Source organism: Pseudacidovorax sp. NFM-22 (assembly GCF_021401245.1).
GTDB lineage: Bacteria > Pseudomonadota > Gammaproteobacteria > Burkholderiales > Burkholderiaceae_C > Xenophilus.
Genome location: NZ_JACBFY010000001.1, coordinates 839,961 through 859,725, shown reverse-complemented (window position 1 = coordinate 859,725; position 19,765 = coordinate 839,961). Strand labels below are relative to the sequence as shown.

Sequence of the window (19,765 nt, the reverse complement as noted above, 5' to 3'; positions counted from 1 at the left end):
GCGTGCCGCGCGTTTCCCGTTCTCCCGCGCTGCGCCTCTACGGGCTGTTCACCCGCCTCGCGCAGCCCCTTCTCAAACGCAAGCTGCGCAAGCGCGCCAAGGCCGAGCCGGGCTATGCCCATGCGGTGGCGGAGCGCTTCGGCGTGTACGACCCGGCGCTGCAGATCCGCGATGCCTGCTGGGTGCATGCCGTCTCGCTCGGCGAGACGCGCGCCGCCGCCATCCTGATCGCCGAGCTGCGGCGGCAGCTGCCGGGCGTGCCCATCCTGCTGACCCATGGCACCGCCACGGGCCGGGAAGAGGGCGCCAAGCTGCTGCAGGAAGGTGACGTGCAGGTCTGGCAGCCCTGGGACACGCCCCAGGCCGTGGCCGCCTTCCTCGACCGCTTCCGTCCGCGCATCGGCGTGCTGATGGAGACCGAAGTCTGGCCCGAGTTGACGGCGGCCTGCGCCGAACGGGGCATTCCGCTCACGCTGGCCAATGCCCGCCTGTCCGAGAAGTCGCTGGCCAAGGCCGAGCGCTGGTCCTCGCTGGCGCGGCCGGCCTATGCCTCGCTCGCGGCCGTGTGGGCGCAGAGCGAGGCCGATGCGCACCGCCTGGTCTCGCTGGGCGCCAAGCTGGGCGGCGTGTTCGGCAACCTCAAGTTCGATGCGCAGCCTGATGCGCGGCAGCTGGTGCATGCGCAGGCGTTGCGCGCGCGCCTGCCCAAGCCGGTGGTGGTGTTCGCCAGCTCGCGCGACGGCGAGGAGGCGATGCTGCTCGATGCGCTGCGCCACTTCTGGACCACGGCGCCGTCGAGCGACGACTTCGGTCCTGCTGCGGCGGCCGACGGCAACCCGGGCCGCCCGCGTGGCGAGCGCGCCCGGCACCTGCCGCGGCTGCGTGCCTGCGATGTGCAATGGCTGATCGTGCCGCGGCATCCGCAGCGCTTCGACGCGGTGGCCGAGCTGATCGCGCAGCGCGGCTTTGCCTGCGTGCGCCGCTCCACGGCTGAAGGCGCACCCGAGGGCGAGGAGATCTGGCTGGGCGATTCGCTGGGCGAGATGGCGCTGTACTACGGCCTGTCTGAAGCCGCGCTGCTGGGCGGCAGCTTTGCGCCGCTCGGTGGCCAGAACCTGATCGAGGCCGCGGCCTGTGCCTGCCCGATCGTGATGGGACCGTCCACCTTCAACTTTGCCGAGGCGGCCGAGCTGGCCATCGCGGCCGGTGGCGCGCTGCGCGTGGACGACATGATGAAGGCCGTGGTGCATGCGCTGTCGCTGGTGGCGGACAAGGGCCGTTGCGCCGCGATGTCGCAGGCCGCACTGGGCTTTGCTGGCAGCCACCGCGGCGCGGCCGAACGCACGGCGGCGGCCATCCTCGCGCTGGGGCAATCGGTGCCCGATCCGGAGCCGGTGGTGGTGCCCGTCGGGCCAGACGCGGCGATGGCGGCAGGGCCTGGCGACGCGTCCGCGGCAGCGGGATCATCGGAGCCCTCCATGCAGGCGGTCCCGCCGGTGTCGCCGCAGATGCTGGAGCCGGGCGCCGAGGCTGCTCCGGCATCGACGACCGCACACCCCGCCGGCCATCCGCCCGGCGAGCGCGCGGAGCCGGTGTTCGACCCCGACGCGCCGCTGGTCGTGCCTGACGAACGCCGGGGCTGATCCGACGCGCGGAGCGAGCCCCTCTCACACAAGGGGAGCGGGAGCCAAGCCCGGTGTGCGTCGGCGCTGTTTCAAGCCCCTCGCCCCTTGCGGGAGAGGGGTGGGGGAGAGGGGGCAACTCTCGCGAAGGTGGGCGGTCGTGGATGCGCCGCGGCCCCTCTCCCCGGCCCTCTCCCGCAAGGGGAGAGGGAGTCAAGTCCGTCGTGCAGGGGGCCGTTTTCTGTGTTCAGCTCCCGCGCGTCCGGCCGCCGCGTTCAGGCGGCAGCGCCGTCCACATACACCCGCGGCACACGCCGCACATGGCACAGCAGCTCGTAGCTGATCGTTCCCGCCGCGGCGGCGATGGTGTTGATGGGCACCCGTGGTCCCCACAGTTCCACCCGGCTGCCGATGCCTTCGCCGGGCAGGGCCGTCAGGTCGACCGTCAGCATGTCCATCGACACGCGGCCCACGATGCGGCTCGCGTGCTCGCCGACGAGGACCGGCGTGCCCGTGGGCACCACGCGCGGGTAGCCGTCCGCATAGCCCACCGCCACCAGCCCCACGCGGCAGGGCGCATCGGCCACGAAGCGCGCGCCGTAGCCCAGGGGGTCGCCGGGCTGGAGATCGCGCACCGCGAAGACCTCGCTCTCCAGCGTCATCACGGCGCGCAGGGCCGGATCGGGCACGGGCAGCGGATCGGCCCCGTACAGCAGGATGCCGGGCCGCGCCCAGTCGCCACGGGCCGCCGGCCAGGCCAGCACGCCAGCCGAATTGGCCAGGCTGCGTTCACCTGGCAGGCCGGCCGTCGCGGCCTCGAAGCAGGCGATCTGCTCGGCGGTGGCCGGGCTGTCGGGCTCGTCGGCGCGGGCGAAGTGCGTCATCAGCGTGATCTTCGCGACCTGTGGGCAGGCCGAGAGCCGACGGTGTACTTCGCGCACCTCGGCCGGCGCAAAGCCGGCGCGGTGCATGCCGCTGTCCACCTTCAGCCAGACGTTCAGGTCGGTGAGTTCCGGATGCGCCTCGACGGCGCGCAGCTGGGCCTCGTGGTGCACCACCACCCAGCAGCCCAGCGCATGCGCGGCCACCAGCTCGGCGGCGGAAAAGCAGCCCTCCAGGATCAGGATTGGCTGGGTCAGCCCCGCGGCGCGCAGCGGATGGGCTTCGGCCAGAAAGGCGACCGCGAAGCCGTCGGCTTCGCCGGCCAACGCCTGTGCACAGCGCACGGCGCCGTGGCCATAGGCGTCGGCCTTGACGGTGGCGAAGGCCCGCCCGCCGTGGCGCTGGCGCGCGAGCCGGTAGTTGTGGCGCAGCGCATCGAGATCGATGAGGGCCCGCGAAGGACGGTCGGAGACGGGCAGGGCGGCCGCATCGGCCGCGGCAGGGGCAAGACGGGAGGGAGCGACAGAGGCGTTCATCGGCGCGATCACCGCGATTCACGGTGCTGGGCGGCAAAGAACGGGACTATAGACAGCAGCCCGCCGCAGCCTTCACGGTTTTTGCGGGGATCGGCCGCAGGATTGACGGCCGGGGTGGTGCGTATCGCGTCAGCGTGCCGGGTTGGCTTCGGCCATCGGGGCCGGCGCCAGCAAGGCGTCGATGGGGCGCAGTGCCTCTGCGTCCAGCGTGCCGGCCGCCTGCCGCAGGCGCAGGTCGCCCAGCAGCACGGCATAGCGGGCGGCGGCCAGGTCGCGCTGCGTCTGGTAGAGCTGGGCCTGGGCGTTGAGCACATCCAGGCTCACGCGCACGCCCACCTGGTAGCCCAGTTGTGTCGCTTCGAGCGCGCTGCGGCTGGAGGCCTCGGCGGCTTCGAGCGCGGCGACCCGGCTGCGCCCCGAAGCCAGGCTCAGCCAGGCCGTGCGCGTGGCCTGCGCCACGTTGCGGCGGGCGCCGTCGAGCTGGGCGCGGGCCTGGTCTTCCAGCGCCAGGGTCTCGCGGATGCGGTTCTGCACCGCGAAGCCGGCGAACAGCGGCAGGTTCAGCTGCACGCCCGCTTGGGCCGCGTCGACCGTGGTGCGCGTCGTGGTGGTCAGCGTGCCCTGCGGATTGCGGTTGACGCCATAGCTCAGCGTGGCGTCGATGGTGGGCAGGTGGCCGGCGCGGGCCTTCTCGGTCTCGAGCGCCGCCACGTCCACGCCGATGCGCGCCTGGGCGATGGCGGGATGCGCGTCCTCGGCCAGCGCGACCCAGGTGCCCAGGTCGGCCGGCTGCGGCGGCGCGGGCAGGGCGGACGCGACCGGCGCCCAGGGCGCTGCCCCGCTGCGGCCCACGAGTTGGTCCAGCGCCACCTGCCGCACCTGGCGGTCGTTCTCGGCCGCGATCTCCTGCGCCACCACCAGGTCGTAGCGGGCCTGCGCCTCGCGCTGGTCGGTGACGGTGGCATTGCCCACGTCGAAGTTGCGCTGGGCCGTGGCGCGCTGCTCGGCCACGGCGGCCTTCTGGGCGCGGATGAGCCGCAGGTTGTCCTCGGCTGAAAGCAAATCGAAGTAGGCCTGACCCACCCGCACGATCAGGTCCTGCTCGGCCAGCTGCAGCTGGGCCAGGGCCAGCGCGGCCTGCCGCTGGCCCTGCCGGTAGCTGGCCCAGTTGGCGGGGCGGTAGATCGGCTGCGTGGCCTGCACCCCGACCTGGGTGGTGGTGAAGTCGCGCGGGCCGGTACCGGCGGGCGTGCGGATCTCGGAGTCGGTGCGCGAGGCGCTGGCCGCGAAACCCACCTGCGGCAGGATGCCGGCGCGGGCCTGCTCGCCGCGGGCCGTGGTCGCCTCGGCCTGGGCCCGGGCGGCCTGGTAGCTGGCGTCGTAGCCGCGGGCGGCGTCGTAGAGGCTGCCCAGGCTCTGGGCGGCGGCCGGCCCGTGCAGGGCCAGCGTGGTGGCCGCCAGGGCCACCGCGCGAAGAACGAGCGGGCGCATGGGCGTGCGCCGCTCAGTAACGGGGAACGGAAGGGTCGCGCTGCTGCGACCAGGCGTCGATGCCGCCGCTGATGTTGGCGATCTGCGCGTAGCCGTTGTGGGCCAGGAAGGCCGCCACGCGCTGGCTGCGGGCGCCGTGGTGGCACAGGCAGGCGATGCGCTGGGCCGGGTCCAGCTCCGCCAGGCGCGCGGGGATCTCGTTCATGGGCACGGCCACCACGGTGAAGCCGGCCTCGGGCTTCACGCTGGCGGTCTGCAGCTCCCAGGGTTCGCGCACGTCGAGCACCACGGCCGGCGCGTCGGGCGCCTGGTCGAACCAGGCTTGCAGGTGGGCGGGGGGGACTTGGTCGATCATGGTGGCGCTGGGCGGGCAGAAGACCGGCCTGGGCGCCCCATCGAATTCCCGGCTCGGCGCTTCGACAGGCTCAGCGCGATCGGGTGACGGCAAAGGCGCGGTCGGAGCCGGTCAGAAGTTGAAGCGCGAGGGCTCCGGAAAGTTGAGCAGGCGCGGGGCGATGGTGTCCCAGGGTTCCTGGGTGTCCCACTTGCCTTCGGCCGTGCGGGTGACGAAATGGGCGCGCATCACCGGCTCGTCGCCGACGATGGCCGCCAGCCGGCCGCCGATGTTCAGCGAGCCCAGCAGGTTCTGCGGGATGCGGGCGACGGAGCCGCTGAGCAGGATCACGTCGAAGGTCGGGCCGCTGGGCAGGGGCTTGGCGCCGTCGGCCTGGCGCACCTCGACGTTGGTGACACCGTTGCGCTGCAGGGTCTGGGCAGCGGCGGCGGCCAGGGTGGGGTCGATTTCCAGCGTCAGCACGCGGGCGGCCCGGGCGCCGAGCAGGGCGGCCATGTAGCCGGAGCCGGTGCCGATCTCGAGCACGGAGTCGGTCTTCTTGATCTGCAGGTCCTGCAGCAGGCGCGCCTCCATCTTGGGCGAGAGCATGACCTGGCCGGGGCCGTCGCCGAGCGGGATGTCCATGTCGAAGAAGGCCATGCTGCGGTGGGCGGCGGGCACGTAGTCTTCGCGGCGCACTTCGGTCAGCAGTTCCAGGATCTCGAGGTCGAGCACGTTCCAGGGGCGGATCTGCTGCTCGATCATGTTGAAGCGCAGGGGATCGGTGACGAGGGAGGCGGTCATGGTGGGGGCGGGGCGACGCAGAACGGACAAAGCCCGGGATTCTAGGAGCCTGCCGCGCCGCCGTCCGCGGCCAGCCCCTGCCGGGTGCACATGCCGTGCAGCAGCAGGTCGGCCTGCGCGGCCAGATAGCGCGCCGGATCCAGCGCGGCCGTGCCGCCGCACACCTCGGGCGCATGCTTCCACAGGATCATGAAGAGCAGCGGTGCCACCACCGCATGCACGGCCTGGTCCAGGTCCATGGCGCGGAACTCGCCGCGGGCGGTGCCGCGTTCCAGGATGCGCCGCACCAGCGCATTGCCCGGTGCCACCACGCTCTGGTGGTAGAAGGCCGACAGCTCGGGGAAGTTGCGTCCCTCGCTCATCATCAGCTTGCTGATGCCCGACACCTGCGTGCTGCCCACGCGTTGCCACCAGGTGTTCAGCGCGTAGCGCAGCATCTCGGGGCTGCTGCCTTCGAAGCTCTCGAACTCCTGGTTCCACTCGGTGAAGCGGCCGGCCAGGTTCTCGGTGACGACCGCCTTGAACAGCTCGTCCTTGGAGCCGAAGTACAGGAACAGCGTGCCCTTGGAGACGCCCGCACGCGCGGCGACGTCTTCCGACCGGGTGGCGGCGAAGCCCTTCTCGACGAACAGGTCGAGCGCCGCCTGCAGCAGCTCGCCCGGCCGGGCCTCCTTGCGGCGCGCGCGCTTGGCGCCGGTCATGGCGTCGCGCAGTCGGCAGGGCAGGGAGGAAGAGGAACCCATGGGCGGGGAGGGAAGCGAAATTAATGACCGGTTGGTTATTAATTATTGGCCGCCGATTCCGTGGGCGTCAAGGCGAGGCGGCACAATCACCGGTTTGCCCAGGAGAAGCGCCATGTCCGAGACCCCATCCGCATCGCTGCAGACCATCGTCCTCGGGGGCGGTTGCTTCTGGTGCACCGAGGCCGTCTTCGACCGCGTGGAAGGCGTGCTGGACGTGGAATCGGGCTATGCCAACGGGCATGTGGACCATCCCACCTACGAGCAGGTCTGCAGCGGCACCACCGGCCATGCCGAAGTGATCAAGGTGCAGTTCGACCCGGCCGTCATCGACCTGCGCGAGATCCTGCACATCTTCTTCGTCGTGCACGACCCGACCACGCCCGACCGCCAGGGCAACGACGTCGGGCCGCAGTACCGCAGCGCCATCTACACCACCGACGAGGCGCAGCTGGCCACGGTGCGCGAGGTGGTGGCCGAGCTGGCCAGCCACCAGGCCTATGGCGGCGTGCCCATCGTGACCGAGATCGCGCCGCTGCAGCGCTACTGGCCGGCCGAGGCCTACCACCAGGACTACTTCGTCAAGCATCCCAACCAGGGCTACTGCGCCTTCGTCGTGGCGCCCAAGGTCGAGAAGTTCCGCAAGACCTTTGCCGAGCGGGTGAAGAAGGGCTGAGGCCCTCCATCCCTGCACGCAAGAAGAACCTCGCGCCCGCATGCCGCCCCGCTTGCTTCGCCCGACCGCCTTGCCTGCGCTGGCCATCGCGCTGGCGTGGGTGCTGGTGTTCGCGTCGGCGCTGGGGCTCATGCACCGAACCCTGCACATGCATGCGGGTGGCGGCCATGTGACGGTGGCCCATGCACACGGTGCCGGCCATGGCGCCATCGCCGGTGCCTCGGGGACCCCGTCCCTCGCGCATGCCGCGCACCACGGCCTGGCGGCCCTGTTCGACGACCATGACGACGGCAGTGCGCTCTGCCTGATCCTGGACCAGCTCCAGCACGATGCGGCCATGCCCACCCTCGTGCTGCCCGTGCTGCCCACCCTGCCACCGGCGGCGGTGTTCGCCTTCATGCAGGGCGAGGCGCTGCGGCGCTGGGTGGCGCTCTTCGACGCGCGCGGTCCGCCCGTCACTCGCTGAATCTTCCTGAGTCCTGGCTTCTGCCGCCCGCACCTGCGCGGGCGGCGGGGGCCTGTTCATCGATTCGCCAGTGACTTCTCATGATCCAGACATTCCCCCGCAGTGCCGTCGGCATTGCCGTTCTCGCGCTCCTGTGCGCGCCCGCTTTCGCGCAGGACGCCGCGCCCACGGGCAACGCCGCCTCCGGCGTGGCAACCCCCGCCCAGCCCCAGACGCTGTCCACCGTCGAGGTCACCTCCGAGCGCCTGAAGAAGGCGCGCATGGAGCTGTCGCCCGAGACCGGCGCCACCGCCTACCGCATCGACCAGAGCGCCATCGGCGCGCTCGGCAAGGGTGACGCCACGCCGCTGGACGACGTGCTGCTCACCCTGCCCGGCGTGGCCAAGGACTCCAAGGCCTCCGGCTCGCTGCATGTGCGCGACGACCACGGCAACGTGCAGTACCGCATCAACGGCGTGCAACTGCCCGAAGGCATCTCCGGCTTCGGCCAGACGCTGGACACGCGCTACATCGACTCGATCACCTACCTGACCGGCGCGCTGCCGGCGCAGTACGGCCTGCGCACCGCGGGCGTGGTCGACATCCAGACGAAGCAGGGCTTCGGCAAGCCCGGCGGCTCGCTGGGCTTCACCATCGGCAGCCATGACACGCTGGAAGGCAGTGGCTCGGTCTACGGCACCACGGGCAACCTGAGCTACTACCTCTCGGCCAGCGGCGTGGGCAACAGCCAGGGCATCGAGAACCCGCAGCCCACCCTCAACGCCCAGAACGACCGCACCCGCCAGGGCAAGACCTTCGGCAACTTCTCGTATTACCTGGACGACGACACGCGGCTGGGCCTGATGTTCGGCACCTACGACGGCAAGTTCCGCATCCCGACCAACCCGAACCAGTCGCCGGCCTTCTCGCTGGCGGGCTTCAGCGACCTGGACTCCGGCTACAACGGCCTGCCGTCGTCGGACGTGCGCGAGCGCCAGGACGAGAGCACGCGTTTCGTCGCGCTGTCGTACCAGAAGTCGCTGGGTGCGCTGGACTTCCAGTTCTCGGCCTTCCACCAGTACTCGAGCCTGCACTACCGGCCCGACCCGGTCGGCGACCTGATCTACAACGGCGTGGCCTCGGACACCGAGCGCACCAACTCGTCCAACGGCCTGCAGGCCGATGCCTCGTACAAGCTGGGCGATGCCCACACGCTGCGCTTCGGCGGGCTCTACACCCGGGCCAGCACGCGCAGCCTCAATGCGGTGAACGTGTTCCCGGTCGACGACTCGGGCGCGCAGGTGGGCGACACGCCGGTGCTCATCAACGACAACTCGGGCAAGACCGGCGAGCTGGCCAGCCTGTACCTGCAGGACGAGTGGCGCATCGACCCGAAGCTCACCTTCAACTACGGCCTGCGCTACGACAGCGTGAACGCGTACACCAAGGAGCACCAGTGGAGCCCGCGGCTGAACTTGGCCTATGCGGCCACGGACACCACCGCGCTGCATGCCGGCTTCGCCCGCTACTTCACGCCGCCGCCGCAGGAGCTGGCCTCGCAGCAGAGCATCAACCTCTACACCGGCACCACCAACCAGCCCGAGGTGGCCAACTCCGACCCGGTGAAGGCCGAGCGCTCGCGCTACTTCGACATCGGCGTGGACCAGAAGGTGGGCGATCACCTGTCGCTGTCGGCCGATGCGTACTACAAGCACATCGACGACCTGCTCGACGAAGGCCAGTTCGGCCAGGCGCTGATCCTGTCGCCCTTCAACTATGCCCAGGGCTTCGCGCGCGGGCTGGAGCTGTCGGCCCGCTACAGCGACGACCACTGGGCCGCCTACGCCAACCTGGCCTACCAAAAGGCGATGGGCAAGAACATCGTGTCCAGCCAGTCGCTCTTCGGTGCGGACGAGCTGAGCTACATCGCCAACCACTACGTGTACCTGGACCATGACCAGACCTACACGGCCTCGGCCGGCGCCAGCTACCGCTTCGGCGACAACCAGGTCAGCGGCGACGTGATCTACGGCAGCGGCCTGCGGCGCACGCCCGACGGCGGCGCGCCCAACAGCGCCGCGCTGCCGCACTACACGGTGGTCAATGCCGCCTACTCCCACACCTGGAAGTACGGCGACGGCGGCGACGTGGTGGGCCGCATCGCGGTGCTGAACCTGTTCGACGAGAAGTACCTGCTGCGCGACGGCACGGGCGTCGGGGTGGGCGCGCCGCAGTACGGCACCCGCCGCAGCCTGTACGTGAGCATGACCACGCACTTCTAAGGTGAAAAAGCACCCCCCATGCCGCTTCGCGGCTCCCCCCTCTCTTGCGCCTTCGGCTTGGAGGGGGGCGCACCCAGAGGCCTGGCAAAGCCAGTTCCTCGGGTGCCCTGGCATGGCCTGCTCCGCGGCCGTTCGATCCTTGTCACCGCGCCATTTCCGTGCGGCGCGGCTGGCACGCAGCGCCGTGGAAAACTGATTTGAAGGAACTGCTGCGGATGACGCGCTCCAGGCCGTCGCGCTTCGTCGCGCTCGCACTGCTGCTGGCCGTGTGGGCGACGACGACGCTCGGCCTGGTGCATGGCAGCCTGCATGCGTTGGACGGGCGTGCGCGTGCCACCGTGCTCGCGGCGCCCGCCGCGGGCGCCACCGCCCAGGGATCGGCGCCGCGTCACGCCTGGCTGCATGCGCTGTTCGCGGACAGGACCGACGCGGAATGCCGGCTGTACGACGTGCTCTCGCACGGCGCCGGCCTGCCGGGCGTGCCACTGGTGCTGCTGCCGGTCGCGCTGCCCGCGGCCACCTTCGCCTGCCTTCCGGTCCAGGCCATCTACCGATGGACCGTGCACTTCGATGCACGCGGTCCACCCGGCGCTCGCTGAATTCCCTGCTTCCCCGACGCTGCCGCGACCGCCCCGTGCGGGCGGTGGCGGCACGTCCTTTCGAATTCAACGAGTGCTTCCACATGAACCCCCAGTTCCATCGCCACGCCATCGGCGCGGCCGTTCTTTTCGCCCTGTCCGCGCTGGCCCATGCCCAGTCCGCCCCCGCTGGCGCCACGCTGAACACCATCACCTTCACGGGCAACCCGCTCGGCGCAGCGGAATCCATTGCGCCGGTCGAGGCGCTGTCGGGTAGCGCGCTGCTCTTCCGCAGCCAGTCCACGCTGGGCGAGACGCTGCAGGGCCTGCCCGGCGTCTCCAGCACCTACTTCGGCCCCAACGCCAGCCGGCCCACCATCCGCGGGCAGGACGGCGACCGCATCCGCATCCTCTCCAATGGCGGGTCTTCGCTCGATGCCTCGGCCTTGAGCTATGACCATGCGGTGCCCACCGACGCCCTCGTCACCGACCGCATCGAGGTGCTGCGCGGCCCCGGTGCGCTGCTGTACGGCGGCAGCGCCGTGGGCGGCGTGGTCAACGTGATCGACAACCGCATCCCCACGGAACCGATCAACGGCTTTGGCGGTCGCGCCGATGCCAGCTACGCCAGCGGCAGCAAGGAAGGCAGCGGCGCCGTGGTGCTCGAAGGCGGCAACGACCGTTTCGCGCTGCATGTCGACGCCTTCCGCCGCCATGCCGATGACGTGAACGCGCCCACCTGGCTGGAGTGCGGCAAGGGCGGCGTCAACGTGCTGCAGAAGCGCATCTGCAACTCGGCCTCCGAAAGCCGCGGCGGCGCCGTGGGCGGCACGCTGTTCTTCGGCGGCGCGGGCTGGATCGGCGCCTCGGTGAGCGACTACCGCAGCAACTACGGCACCGTGGCCGAGGACGACGTCACCATCGGCATGCGCCAGCAGCGCCAGGCCATCGAGGGCGAGTGGCGCCCGGGCGGCTTCTTTACCAGCATCCATGCCAAGGCCAGCCACACCGACTACAAGCACACCGAATACGAGGGCGGCTCGCCCGGCACCACCTTCAGCAACAACGGCAACGACCTGCGCATCGAGGCACGGCACCGGCCCATCGCGGGCTTCGAGGGCCTGATCGGCCTGCAGAGCGAGCGCACGCGCTTCGCCGCGGACGGGGAGGAGGCCTTCGCGCCGCACAGCCGCACGCGCAGCGACGCGCTCTTCCTGTACGAGGAGCTGCCGCTGTCCTGGGGCAAGCTGAGTTTCGGCGCGCGCACCGAGCGGGTGAAGGTGTCGTCGCAGGGCTATCCGGACGATCCGAGCATCACCCGCTTCGCGCTGGGCGAGCGCAGCTTCAACCCGCACAGCGCCTCCTTCGGCCTGCTCTACAACGTGGCGCCGCAGTGGCAGATCACGGGCAACCTGGCCTACACCGAGCGCGCGCCGAAGGACTACGAGCTGTTCGCCAACGGCCCCCACGTGGCCACCGCCGCCTGGGAAGTGGGCGACACCAACCTGCAGAAGGAGCGCTCGCTGGGCGCGGACATCGGCGCGCAGTGGAAGTCCGGGCCCCACAACGCGCGCGTCAACGCCTACTGGTCGAAGTTCCGCAACTACATCGGCCTGACGGCCACGGGCAACCTGCGCAACGACGAGGGCGAGTCCTTTGCCGGTGGCTCGGAGGAAGCCCTGGCCGCCGCGCTGGACGAGGAGCTGCTGGCCGAATACGTCTACCGCGGCGTGCGGGCCCGCTTCACCGGCCTCGAGGCCAGCGGCAGCCTGCGCCTGCTGGGCAGCGACGGTGTGCGTCCGCAAGCCGGCGGCAACCTCGACCTGGAATGGCGCGCCGACGCCGTGCGCGCCACGAACACCGACACGGGGGAAGCGCTGCCGCGCATCGCCCCGGTGCGCGTGGGCGCCACGCTGGCCTGGACCAGCGGCCCGTGGAGCGCACGCGTGGGCTTCGACCACTACGCCGCGCAGAAGCGCGTGCCGGCCACTGATCGGGCCACGGACAGCTACACCCTGTGGAACGCCTCGCTCGGCTACCGGATGAAGGTGCAGCGCGCCAGCCTGCTGTGGTACGCGCGGGTGGACAACCTGGGCAACGAGCTGGCCTACAGCGCCACGTCCATCCTGACCACCACCGTCTACCCCCGCGCGCCGCTGCCCGGCCGCAGCGTGAAGGTGGGGCTGCGCGTCGATTTCTGATCGGCCGCCGAAGGGCGGGGCAGGGCGGTCCACCACCCGGCCCCGCGCCTATGCCATTCGGCGGACCGGCCATTCGGCAAGCGTTCGCCGTGACATAGTTCCTCTACATTCTTCGGGATGATGTTCCACACGGCTCGCCTGGACAGCCGGACAGCGGGCCCTGCCATGCCGTCCGGCGTCTGCGTGCGCGTGGGTTGAGCGCGAATGCGCGGGACGGCGCTCGCAGGGGCGTGGATGCTGGGCATGGGCGGATGGCTGGCGCCTGCTGCGCCCGTGGTGGCGGCCGATGCGCCACCGCCGTGCCCGACGCCCTGCCTGGCCCTGCCGCGGCCGGCGCCGACGCCGGCCCCTGCGGAGGCCGCGCCGCCGCCCGCGCCCCGTCCGGCCGCGCGCAGCCGGCCCGCGCCGGCCGCCGCCCCCGTGTCCACCGAAGCGGCGGCGCCCCCGCCGCCACCACGCCCGCCGGCCTCGCGCCGGTGCATCGACATCAACATGCGCGCCGCGGTGGGAGAACCGCTGTCGGCGCAGGACATGGCCTACCTGAGGAGCGAATGTTGAATCCGTCTGCCGTTGCCGCTGTTGTTCTCCGTGCCTGGATGCGCCTCTGGGCGCTGCTGCTGATCGCGGCTGCGGGCACGCTGCTCGCCGCGTGTGCCAACAAGGCCGCGCCTTCCACCGAGGTCATGCCCTTCGACCGCGCCGTGCAGCAGGCGGTGGACGACCTGATGGTGCAGACGCAGAAGATGCCGGCCTTCCTGGCCCGCGTCGAATCGCGCCTGCAGAAGAGCCGCATCGTCATCGACCCGCTGCTCGACGGCACCACCGGCCAGCAGACCGAAGTGACGCAGGCCGCCCAGCAGCGCATCGTGCAGCGCATGCAGGAGCGCTTCAGCCAGTTCACCGTCAACCAGGTCGACAGCCAGGCCGTGGAGCAGGCGCAGTACGTGCTCAGCGGCACGTTGACCCGCCAGGCCGATGCCTCGGCCGGCCGCTGGCAACTGGCCCTGGCGCTGACCGAACTCAAGAGCGGCACCGTGGTCGCGCAGACCGTGGCGCGCATCGCCGACGAGAAGCTGGACACCCGGCCTACCGCCTTCTACCGCGACAGCCCCGTCAGCACCCGCGACCGCGCCGTCGACGGCTACATCCGCACCAGCCAGACGCCCGCCGGCCAGCAGGCGGATGCGCTGTACCTGCAGCGCCTGCCCACCACCGCCGTGCTGCAGGAGGCCATCGACGCCTATGCCGCCGGCCGCTGGCAGGAGGCGCTGACCCGCTACGAGGCCGCCGCACAGCGGCCCGACGGCCAGCAACTGCGCGTGTACAACGGCCTGTACCTCACGCAGATGCAGCTGGGCCGCACCGCGGACGCCGAGCGCAGCTTCGGCCAGTTGGCCAAGCTGGGCCTGGAGGCCAGCAAGCTGAGCGTGAAGTTCCTCTTCCGGCCCGGCTCCACGGAGTTCCTGAACGATTCGCGCATCAGCGGCGTCTATCCGATGTGGTTGCGCCAGATCGCCCGCCAGGCGGCGCAGATGAGCAATAACTGCCTGCTCGTGACGGGCCACACCAGCCGCACCGGCTCGGAATCGGTCAACGAGCGGCTGTCGCTGCAGCGCGCGACCGTGGTGCGCATGCGCCTGGCCGCCGAGGCGCCCAGCCTGGCCAAGCGCCTCAAGGAAGCCGGCATGGGCTTCCGCGAGAACATCGTCGGCACCGGTGCCGACGACGCCAGCGACGCGCTGGACCGGCGCGTGGAATTCAAGGTCGAGGATTGCGCCGCCTCGTCCTGAGGCCGCGCGGATTCCCGTGCGCCGGCGTGCCGACGCCGTGGCTTTCATGAAGGCGGACACCTGGCTCGGTCCGGCGCCACTCCCGGCGCTCCGAACCTGGTGTACCGACAAAGACCCCCCGAGGCCGCGGGCGGGAACGGCTACCCTTCGTCCCCGGCCGATGGCGCCCTTGCATCCTCCGCGTAGGTCAGCAGATCGCCGGGCTGGCACTGCAGATAGGCGCAGATGCGCTCGAGGGTGTCGAAGCGGATGCCCTTCACATGGCCGCGCCGCAGCAGCGACAGGTTGGCTTCCGTGATACCGACGAAGGCGGCGAGGTCCTTGGCGCGCACGTTGCGCTGCGCAAGGACGACGCTCAGGGTCACGTGGATGGGCATGGTCGCGAGGGATCAGACAATTTGCGCGTACTCGTCGGCGATGGTCGTGGCTTCGTCGAGCAAAGCCGCGAGCTGCCACGTGACGGCTGCAAACAGCAACAGGACGATGTCGCGCGAATCCACGCCCAGCGACAGCTGAAGCGGTCCGCCCAGCGCGGCGGACAGCACCCCATGGATCAGGGTCGGGCACAGCGTACCCAGCACCGCCGCGGCCAGCGTGCACGCGGCGAAACGTCGCAGTTGGAGCACCAGGGTCCGAGACAGCGCCTTGGCGTCCGCAAGGCGCATCAGACCGAGGCCTGCCCAGTACAGGGCTGCGCCCATCACCAGCACGGGCGCCATGGCCAGAAAAGCCACCACCGCCCAGACAGACCAATGCAACGTGGCTGCGGCCCCTGTCAGGTGATGCGCTGTGGGCTGAACCTGCGCGAGCCACTGAGCGGCCGGCGTGCGCCAGAGCGCCACGGCCGTGGCCAGCGGCAACAGCACGCCCGCCAGCAGCGCACACCCTCCGAGCAGGACGGCGCGTCGGGTCGAGCGAGGCCGAGTGGGGCCAGGAGAGGGTGGCAGGGGGTGCATGCAGGAGTCCTTTCCGGCGCTTGACAGGCCAGCGCCGATCACATAAGTTTCTGTAAAACAGAAATTTATGTTTGTCATACAGCAATTATCAGCCAAGCGAAGGCAGTTTGTTCAGCGACTGGCGGGCCTCACGGGTGCGGCCTGCCTCGGCGCTTGCAGCGGTCGCAGCGCGATGGTGCTCCCCGCCGCATCGGACCTCTGGCAGGTGCCGTTGCGGATCGAGGATCCCTATCCCATCGTCACGGCACGCCTGCAAGGGCATGACGCCGCGCTGGTGCTGGACACAGGTGCCGATGCGACCGTGCTGGATGTGCGGCTGGCGCGCTTGCTCGGACTGGCGCTCTCGGATGGCGTGGTGCCCGGCTCTGGCGGCAGCGGGCCCTCCGGGGAGATCCGTCGCGCGGTGGTCCCGCACTTTGCGGTGGGCGGGGCCGTGGGCCGTGGGCAGCCTGTCTATGTCACCGCGTTCCCCCGTGAGTTTCCCTGGGACGGCGTGCTCGGCGCCGACTTCCTGCGGGCCTGTGCCATCCGCATCCGCTATGCCGAAGGCCTTCTCGAGGGGGTGGCGGCCACCGCGCGGCAAGGGGTGCGCCAACTGCTCGGCCCCGGCCCTTTGCTGCCGCTGCGGCGCCATGCGTCGGGCAAGTTGCTGGTCGAGGCCGAGGTGGATGGCATCGCCGGCTGGTTTTCCATCGACACGGGCGCGGGCCAGGCGGTCACGCTGTTCACACCCGCCGTGGAGCGGCTGGCGCTGCGCACACGCTGGGGCCCGGGCGTGCGCATGGCGACCGGCGTGACAACCGGCGGCGTCGACCACGCCGATTGCGTACGTGCGCACGCGCTGCAATTGGGCGGGCACCTGCTCCAGCGTCCCGTGGTCGAGCTGTCGCTGGCCCGCGCAGGCCTGTTCGCCACCGATGCCTGGCTCGGCAACATCGGCGGTGAGGTGCTGCGGCGCTTCGACCTGGGGCTGGCGGCATCGGAGGGCCACCTGGCCCTGACGCCCAATGCCGCCTTCGGCGAGGCATTCCCGGGCCCGCGCGCCGGCTTCATCTGGCGTGACACGGGCCAGGTGCTGCAGGTGGCCGAAGTCCTGGCCGATGGGCCGGCGGCGGCGGCGGGGCTGCGGGTCGGTGACGTGCTGCGAGAGGTCAATGGCCTGCCCATCGGCTCGGCGCAAGGCTGGGCGCTTCGCACGGCCTTGCGTGGGGCTCCCGGCAGCCCGGTGCGACTGCTGACGTCGGCAGGGCCGCGCACCTTGATCCTCAGGGAAATGGTGTGAGGCGCGGGTTTGCCCCACCCCTGTTGAGTGAACGACCTTTGGGCGCACGCTCGATTGCAGTGGCTCTCGAATCGCTGGGCTTGGCTTTGCGCAGTTAAGCGCCGCAAGGTCGCAAAAGACGGCGTCAATCCTCCGTTTGGTCGAGGGCGAATTCGGCGCGTATTGCGATTTACGAGGCCCGGCCCGTTCGGATGAATTGATCGACGTCCCTCCAATTCGGCGGTTCGCGGCGCCTGCCACACTTGCAACGGTTGCAATGATGGTCCGGATGTGTAAGTTAGTTAACAAAAACGGGGCATCTGGACGCTCGTCTCCAGCGGGGCCCTCGCTAGCATGAAGCGAGTCCTGGCTATTTTGCAAAGGCAGTTTTTTGCGGAGACACATTGAAATGACAACGCAGGAACCGCTTGCAGGCGTCTCGCAACCCCTGTCCGCGCCCCTTCCATTTCATTTGCGTCGTCGACCGGTTTTTCATCGGATCGCCGGTGCCTCGGCCCTTTATTTCCTTTTCTCGGGCGGCGTCTCGGCGGCGACGGCGGCCAATTGCCAGGGTGCCCAGAATTCCGGTTCGACCACCGGAATTTCAGTGAATCTGACGACGTCGGCGGGGGCCTGCGCCGACGGCCCCGTCGCCACGGCCATCGGCAGCGTCGCCATCGGCGCGCAGGCGCAGGCGGTGCCGCTGAACGCGGTGGCCGTCGGTGCCCAGGCCACCTCGGCGGGCGAGGCCTCGGTGGCGGTCGGGGCCGGCGCCAGCACCGGTCCCAATGGCCGGGGCGACCTGGCCTTCGGCGAGAACGCCCGCGCCAACGGCGGCGGCGCCGCCGCCTCGGCCGTGGCCGTGGGCTCCAACAGCTTCGCGGCCGCCGGCACGGTGGCGGTCGGTGGCTATGCCAATGCCTCCGGTGCGCGCGCCTCGGCCCTGGGTGACCAGTCGGTCGCCGCGGGCGCGCGCAGCCTTGCAGCGGGCGAGAGCTCGCGCGCCACGGCGGATGGGTCCGTGGCCCTGGGCTCCATGGCGCAGGCCAATGCGGCCAGTGGCATCGCCCTGGGGCAGTCGGCCAACGTGGGCGGCGCGGCCGGCCTGGCCATCGGCACCCGGGCCGCCGCGATGGGCAATGCCGGCGCCATCGCGCTGGGCAGCGACAGCAATGCCGGCGCCGACGGCGCCATCGCCGCGGGCAATCGCGCGCAGGCCACCGGGGCCTATGCCGTGGCCATCGGCAGCAATGCCATGGCCACCCAGGCCGGCAGCGTGGTGCTGGGGCGCAACAGCCAGGACCGCGCCGCCGCCCAGGTCGCCAGCGGCACGGTGGGCGGCGTCAACTACGCCTATGCCGGCACCGCGAGCGGGGTGGCGAGCATCGGCGCGCCGGGCGCGGAGCGCCAGCTGATCCACCTGGCGCCGGGCAGCGTCAGCGCCGCCAGCACCGACGCGGTCAACGGCAGCCAGCTCTATGCGGCGCAGCAGGCCATCGACTCGGTCAAGGCGAGCACCGATGCGGGCTGGCGGCTGAGCGTCAATTCGGCCGACGACCGCAAGGTCTCCGCCGGCGACACGGTGGACGTGAGCCAGGGCTCCAACATCTCCGTCGAGCGCACGGCCAACGGCCTGCGCGTCTCCACCGCCCGGGACGTGAACTTCGACAGCGTGACGGTCGGCACCAACGTGCTGAGCGCCAGCGGCCTGCAGATGGGCAGCGCGGTCAACCTCGGGCCGCAGGGCCTGGTGATCGTGGGCGGGCCGAGCGTGACCGCCAGCGGCATCGATGCCGGCGGCGCGGCCATCGCCAACGTGGGCAACGGCGTCAAGGCCACCGATGCCGTCAACCTCGGCCAGCTGCAGGCCGCGGTGCAGGGCGTGAACACCGAGCGCTGGGTCAGCGGCTCGGCCACGCAATACGCGGCGCCCACGGCCACCGGCGCCGACGCGCTGGCCGCGGGCAGTGCCGCGCAGGCCTCGGGCGACCAGTCGACGGCCCTCGGTGCGGGCGCCAAGGCCACCGAGGCCAACAGCGTGGCGCTGGGCAATGGCAGCACCACCCGGGCCGCCACCTCCACGGCCGGGACCGTGCTCGATGGCACGCAGTACAGCTTCGCGGGTGGCACCGCGGCCGGTGTCGTCAGCGTGGGCCAGGTCGGCGCCGAGCGGCAGATTCAGAACGTCGCGGCCGGCCGCCTGAGCGCCGACAGCACCGATGCCGTCAACGGCAGCCAGCTCTATGCCACCAACGACGCGATCGGCGCCCTGGTGGCCCGGCTCGCCGCGACCGAGGCCAGCCGCACGCACTACGTGGGCGTGAACGATGGCGGCACGCCCGGCGGCAACTACAACAACGACGGCGCGACGGGCCTGCTTTCCACCGCCATCGGCGTGAATGCCGCGTCGGCGGGCGCGAGCAGCGTGGCCCTGGGCGCCGGCGCCACCTCGGGGGCCGGCCAGTCGGTGGCCATCGGCGGCGCGGCGGTGGCCAGCGCGACCGGCGGCGTGGCCCTGGGCGCGGGCGCCGTGGCCGACCGCGCCGGCATGAACGGCGCGAGCGAGGCCTTCAGCGGCGTGCGCGTCACCTCGACGGCGGGCGCGGTGTCGGTGGGCAGCGCGGGTGCCGAGCGGCAGATCACCAACGTGGCCGGCGGCACCGCCGACACCGACGCCGTCAACGTGCGGCAACTGCGCTCGGTACAGCAGTCCAGCGTCGCCTACGCCAGCCGCGCCGACGGCGGCGTCGACTACTCGTCAGTGGTGCTCGGCAACGGGCAGGCGCCGCAGGGCACCGTCATCTCCAATGTGGCGCCGGGCGTCAAGGGAACGGATGCCGTCAACCTCAACCAGCTGCAGGCCGGCGTGGCCAGCGCCAATGCGTACACCGACGCCGTCGCCGGGTCGCTGAAGCAGAACATCGACCAGGTGGCCCGCAAGGCATCGGCGGGCACCGCCGCGGCCATGTCGATGGAGACCGCGCCGTACCTGGCCGGCAAGGTGACCTACGGCGCCGGCATGGGCTACTACGGCGGGCAGTCGGCCTTCGGCATGTCCCTGCGCAGCACCTCGGGTGACGGCCGCTGGAGCGTCAATGGCGGCGTGTCGGCCGACACGCAGGGCAGCGTGGGCATCCGCGTGGGCCTGTCCGGGGCCTTCGAGTGAG

17 protein-coding genes are annotated in these 19,765 nt (G+C 71.1%); 10 read left to right on the top strand and 7 right to left on the bottom strand.

The annotated features are described in order from the left end of the window. Nucleotides 1–2 precede the first annotated feature (2 nt). Nucleotides 3–1,643, top strand: coding sequence for a 3-deoxy-D-manno-octulosonic acid transferase (locus tag L0984_RS03875; RefSeq protein WP_370645883.1), 1,641 nt, complete (start codon nt 3–5; stop codon nt 1,641–1,643). Nucleotides 1,644–1,897: 254 nt separating this feature from the next. Here L0984_RS03875 and alr read toward each other — a convergent pair whose 3' ends face one another. The 5 genes from alr to L0984_RS03850 form a co-directional block, all read right to left on the bottom strand. Beyond that, a complete protein-coding gene (alr, locus tag L0984_RS03870) occupies nt 1,898–3,040 on the bottom strand; it encodes an alanine racemase (protein ID WP_234192419.1) in 1,143 nt (380 codons plus the stop codon). A gap of 129 nt (nt 3,041–3,169) precedes the next feature. Then, nucleotides 3,170–4,531 (bottom strand): TolC family outer membrane protein, encoded by a 1,362-nt coding sequence (locus L0984_RS03865; protein ID WP_234192418.1) that lies wholly within the window; start codon nt 4,529–4,531, stop codon nt 3,170–3,172. 13 nt (nt 4,532–4,544) lie between these two features. After that, the gene (locus L0984_RS03860; protein WP_234192417.1) at nt 4,545–4,886 is read right to left on the bottom strand and encodes a rhodanese-like domain-containing protein; all 342 of its coding nucleotides are present in this window, start codon (nt 4,884–4,886) and stop codon (nt 4,545–4,547) included. Between the two features lie 111 nt (nt 4,887–4,997). Continuing rightward, nucleotides 4,998–5,669, bottom strand: coding sequence for a protein-L-isoaspartate O-methyltransferase family protein (locus tag L0984_RS03855; RefSeq protein WP_234192416.1), 672 nt, complete (start codon nt 5,667–5,669; stop codon nt 4,998–5,000). 41 nt (nt 5,670–5,710) lie between these two features. Then, nucleotides 5,711–6,412 (bottom strand): TetR/AcrR family transcriptional regulator, encoded by a 702-nt coding sequence (locus L0984_RS03850; RefSeq protein ID WP_234192415.1) that lies wholly within the window; start codon nt 6,410–6,412, stop codon nt 5,711–5,713. 112 nt (nt 6,413–6,524) lie between these two features. On the opposite strand from L0984_RS03850, the gene msrA reads away from it, so the two are divergent. The 7 genes from msrA (at nt 6,525) to L0984_RS03815 (ending at nt 14,381) form a co-directional block, all read left to right on the top strand. Continuing rightward, on the top strand, nt 6,525–7,085 hold the full coding sequence (gene msrA / locus L0984_RS03845; protein ID WP_234192414.1) for a peptide-methionine (S)-S-oxide reductase MsrA: 561 nt from the start codon (nt 6,525–6,527) through the stop codon (nt 7,083–7,085). A gap of 40 nt (nt 7,086–7,125) precedes the next feature. Further along, on the top strand, nt 7,126–7,551 hold the full coding sequence (locus L0984_RS03840; RefSeq protein WP_234192413.1) for a hypothetical protein: 426 nt from the start codon (nt 7,126–7,128) through the stop codon (nt 7,549–7,551). Nucleotides 7,552–7,631: 80 nt separating this feature from the next. After that, nucleotides 7,632–9,812 carry a TonB-dependent receptor gene (locus tag L0984_RS03835; RefSeq protein WP_234192412.1) on the top strand — a complete coding sequence of 727 codons (2,181 nt, stop codon included), beginning with the start codon at nt 7,632–7,634 and terminating at the stop codon, nt 9,810–9,812. 215 nt (nt 9,813–10,027) lie between these two features. Further along, nucleotides 10,028–10,411, top strand: coding sequence for a hypothetical protein (locus L0984_RS03830; protein WP_234192411.1), 384 nt, complete (start codon nt 10,028–10,030; stop codon nt 10,409–10,411). Nucleotides 10,412–10,494: 83 nt separating this feature from the next. Further along, the gene (locus L0984_RS03825) at nt 10,495–12,591 is read left to right on the top strand and encodes a TonB-dependent receptor (RefSeq protein ID WP_234192410.1); all 2,097 of its coding nucleotides are present in this window, start codon (nt 10,495–10,497) and stop codon (nt 12,589–12,591) included. Between the two features lie 243 nt (nt 12,592–12,834). Then, complete coding sequence (locus L0984_RS03820) at nt 12,835–13,149, top strand: hypothetical protein (protein ID WP_234192409.1); 315 nt, start codon at nt 12,835–12,837, stop codon at nt 13,147–13,149. Then, nucleotides 13,146–14,381, top strand: coding sequence for an OmpA family protein (locus L0984_RS03815; RefSeq protein ID WP_370645882.1), 1,236 nt, complete (start codon nt 13,146–13,148; stop codon nt 14,379–14,381). Before L0984_RS03820 ends, L0984_RS03815 begins: the two co-directional genes overlap by 4 nt. 140 nt (nt 14,382–14,521) lie before the next feature. On the opposite strand, the gene L0984_RS03810 is transcribed toward L0984_RS03815, so the two are convergent. Then, complete coding sequence (locus L0984_RS03810) at nt 14,522–14,758, bottom strand: helix-turn-helix domain-containing protein (RefSeq protein WP_234192407.1); 237 nt, start codon at nt 14,756–14,758, stop codon at nt 14,522–14,524. 12 nt (nt 14,759–14,770) lie between these two features. After that, nucleotides 14,771–15,247 carry a hypothetical protein gene (locus tag L0984_RS03805; RefSeq protein WP_234192406.1) on the bottom strand — a complete coding sequence of 159 codons (477 nt, stop codon included), beginning with the start codon at nt 15,245–15,247 and terminating at the stop codon, nt 14,771–14,773. 157 nt (nt 15,248–15,404) lie between these two features. Here L0984_RS03805 and L0984_RS03800 point away from each other — a divergent pair, with 157 nt between their 5' ends. Then, on the top strand, nt 15,405–16,619 hold the full coding sequence (locus L0984_RS03800) for an aspartyl protease family protein (RefSeq protein WP_234192405.1): 1,215 nt from the start codon (nt 15,405–15,407) through the stop codon (nt 16,617–16,619). Between the two features lie 586 nt (nt 16,620–17,205). Then, on the top strand, nt 17,206–19,764 hold the full coding sequence (locus L0984_RS03795; RefSeq protein ID WP_234192404.1) for a YadA-like family protein: 2,559 nt from the start codon (nt 17,206–17,208) through the stop codon (nt 19,762–19,764). The last annotated feature ends 1 nt before the right edge of the window (nt 19,765 follow it).

What these genes read in the sequence shown, in the direction of transcription:
- L0984_RS03855 (WP_234192416.1), bottom strand. Translation starts at nt 5,669, where the DNA reads ATGACCGCCTCCCTCGTCACCGATCCCCTGCGCTTCAACATGATCGAG.
- alr (WP_234192419.1), bottom strand. Translation starts at nt 3,040, where the DNA reads ATGAACGCCTCTGTCGCTCCCTCCCGTCTTGCCCCTGCCGCGGCCGAT.
- msrA (WP_234192414.1), top strand. Translation starts at nt 6,525, where the DNA reads ATGTCCGAGACCCCATCCGCATCGCTGCAGACCATCGTCCTCGGGGGC.
- L0984_RS03865 (WP_234192418.1), bottom strand. Translation starts at nt 4,531, where the DNA reads ATGCGCCCGCTCGTTCTTCGCGCGGTGGCCCTGGCGGCCACCACGCTG.
- L0984_RS03850 (WP_234192415.1), bottom strand. Translation starts at nt 6,412, where the DNA reads ATGGGTTCCTCTTCCTCCCTGCCCTGCCGACTGCGCGACGCCATGACC.
- L0984_RS03800 (WP_234192405.1), top strand. Translation starts at nt 15,405, where the DNA reads ATGTTTGTCATACAGCAATTATCAGCCAAGCGAAGGCAGTTTGTTCAG.
- L0984_RS03830 (WP_234192411.1), top strand. Translation starts at nt 10,028, where the DNA reads ATGACGCGCTCCAGGCCGTCGCGCTTCGTCGCGCTCGCACTGCTGCTG.
- L0984_RS03825 (WP_234192410.1), top strand. Translation starts at nt 10,495, where the DNA reads ATGAACCCCCAGTTCCATCGCCACGCCATCGGCGCGGCCGTTCTTTTC.
- L0984_RS03840 (WP_234192413.1), top strand. Translation starts at nt 7,126, where the DNA reads ATGCCGCCCCGCTTGCTTCGCCCGACCGCCTTGCCTGCGCTGGCCATC.
- L0984_RS03860 (WP_234192417.1), bottom strand. Translation starts at nt 4,886, where the DNA reads ATGATCGACCAAGTCCCCCCCGCCCACCTGCAAGCCTGGTTCGACCAG.
- L0984_RS03820 (WP_234192409.1), top strand. Translation starts at nt 12,835, where the DNA reads ATGGGCGGATGGCTGGCGCCTGCTGCGCCCGTGGTGGCGGCCGATGCG.
- L0984_RS03835 (WP_234192412.1), top strand. Translation starts at nt 7,632, where the DNA reads ATGATCCAGACATTCCCCCGCAGTGCCGTCGGCATTGCCGTTCTCGCG.
- L0984_RS03810 (WP_234192407.1), bottom strand. Translation starts at nt 14,758, where the DNA reads ATGCCCATCCACGTGACCCTGAGCGTCGTCCTTGCGCAGCGCAACGTG.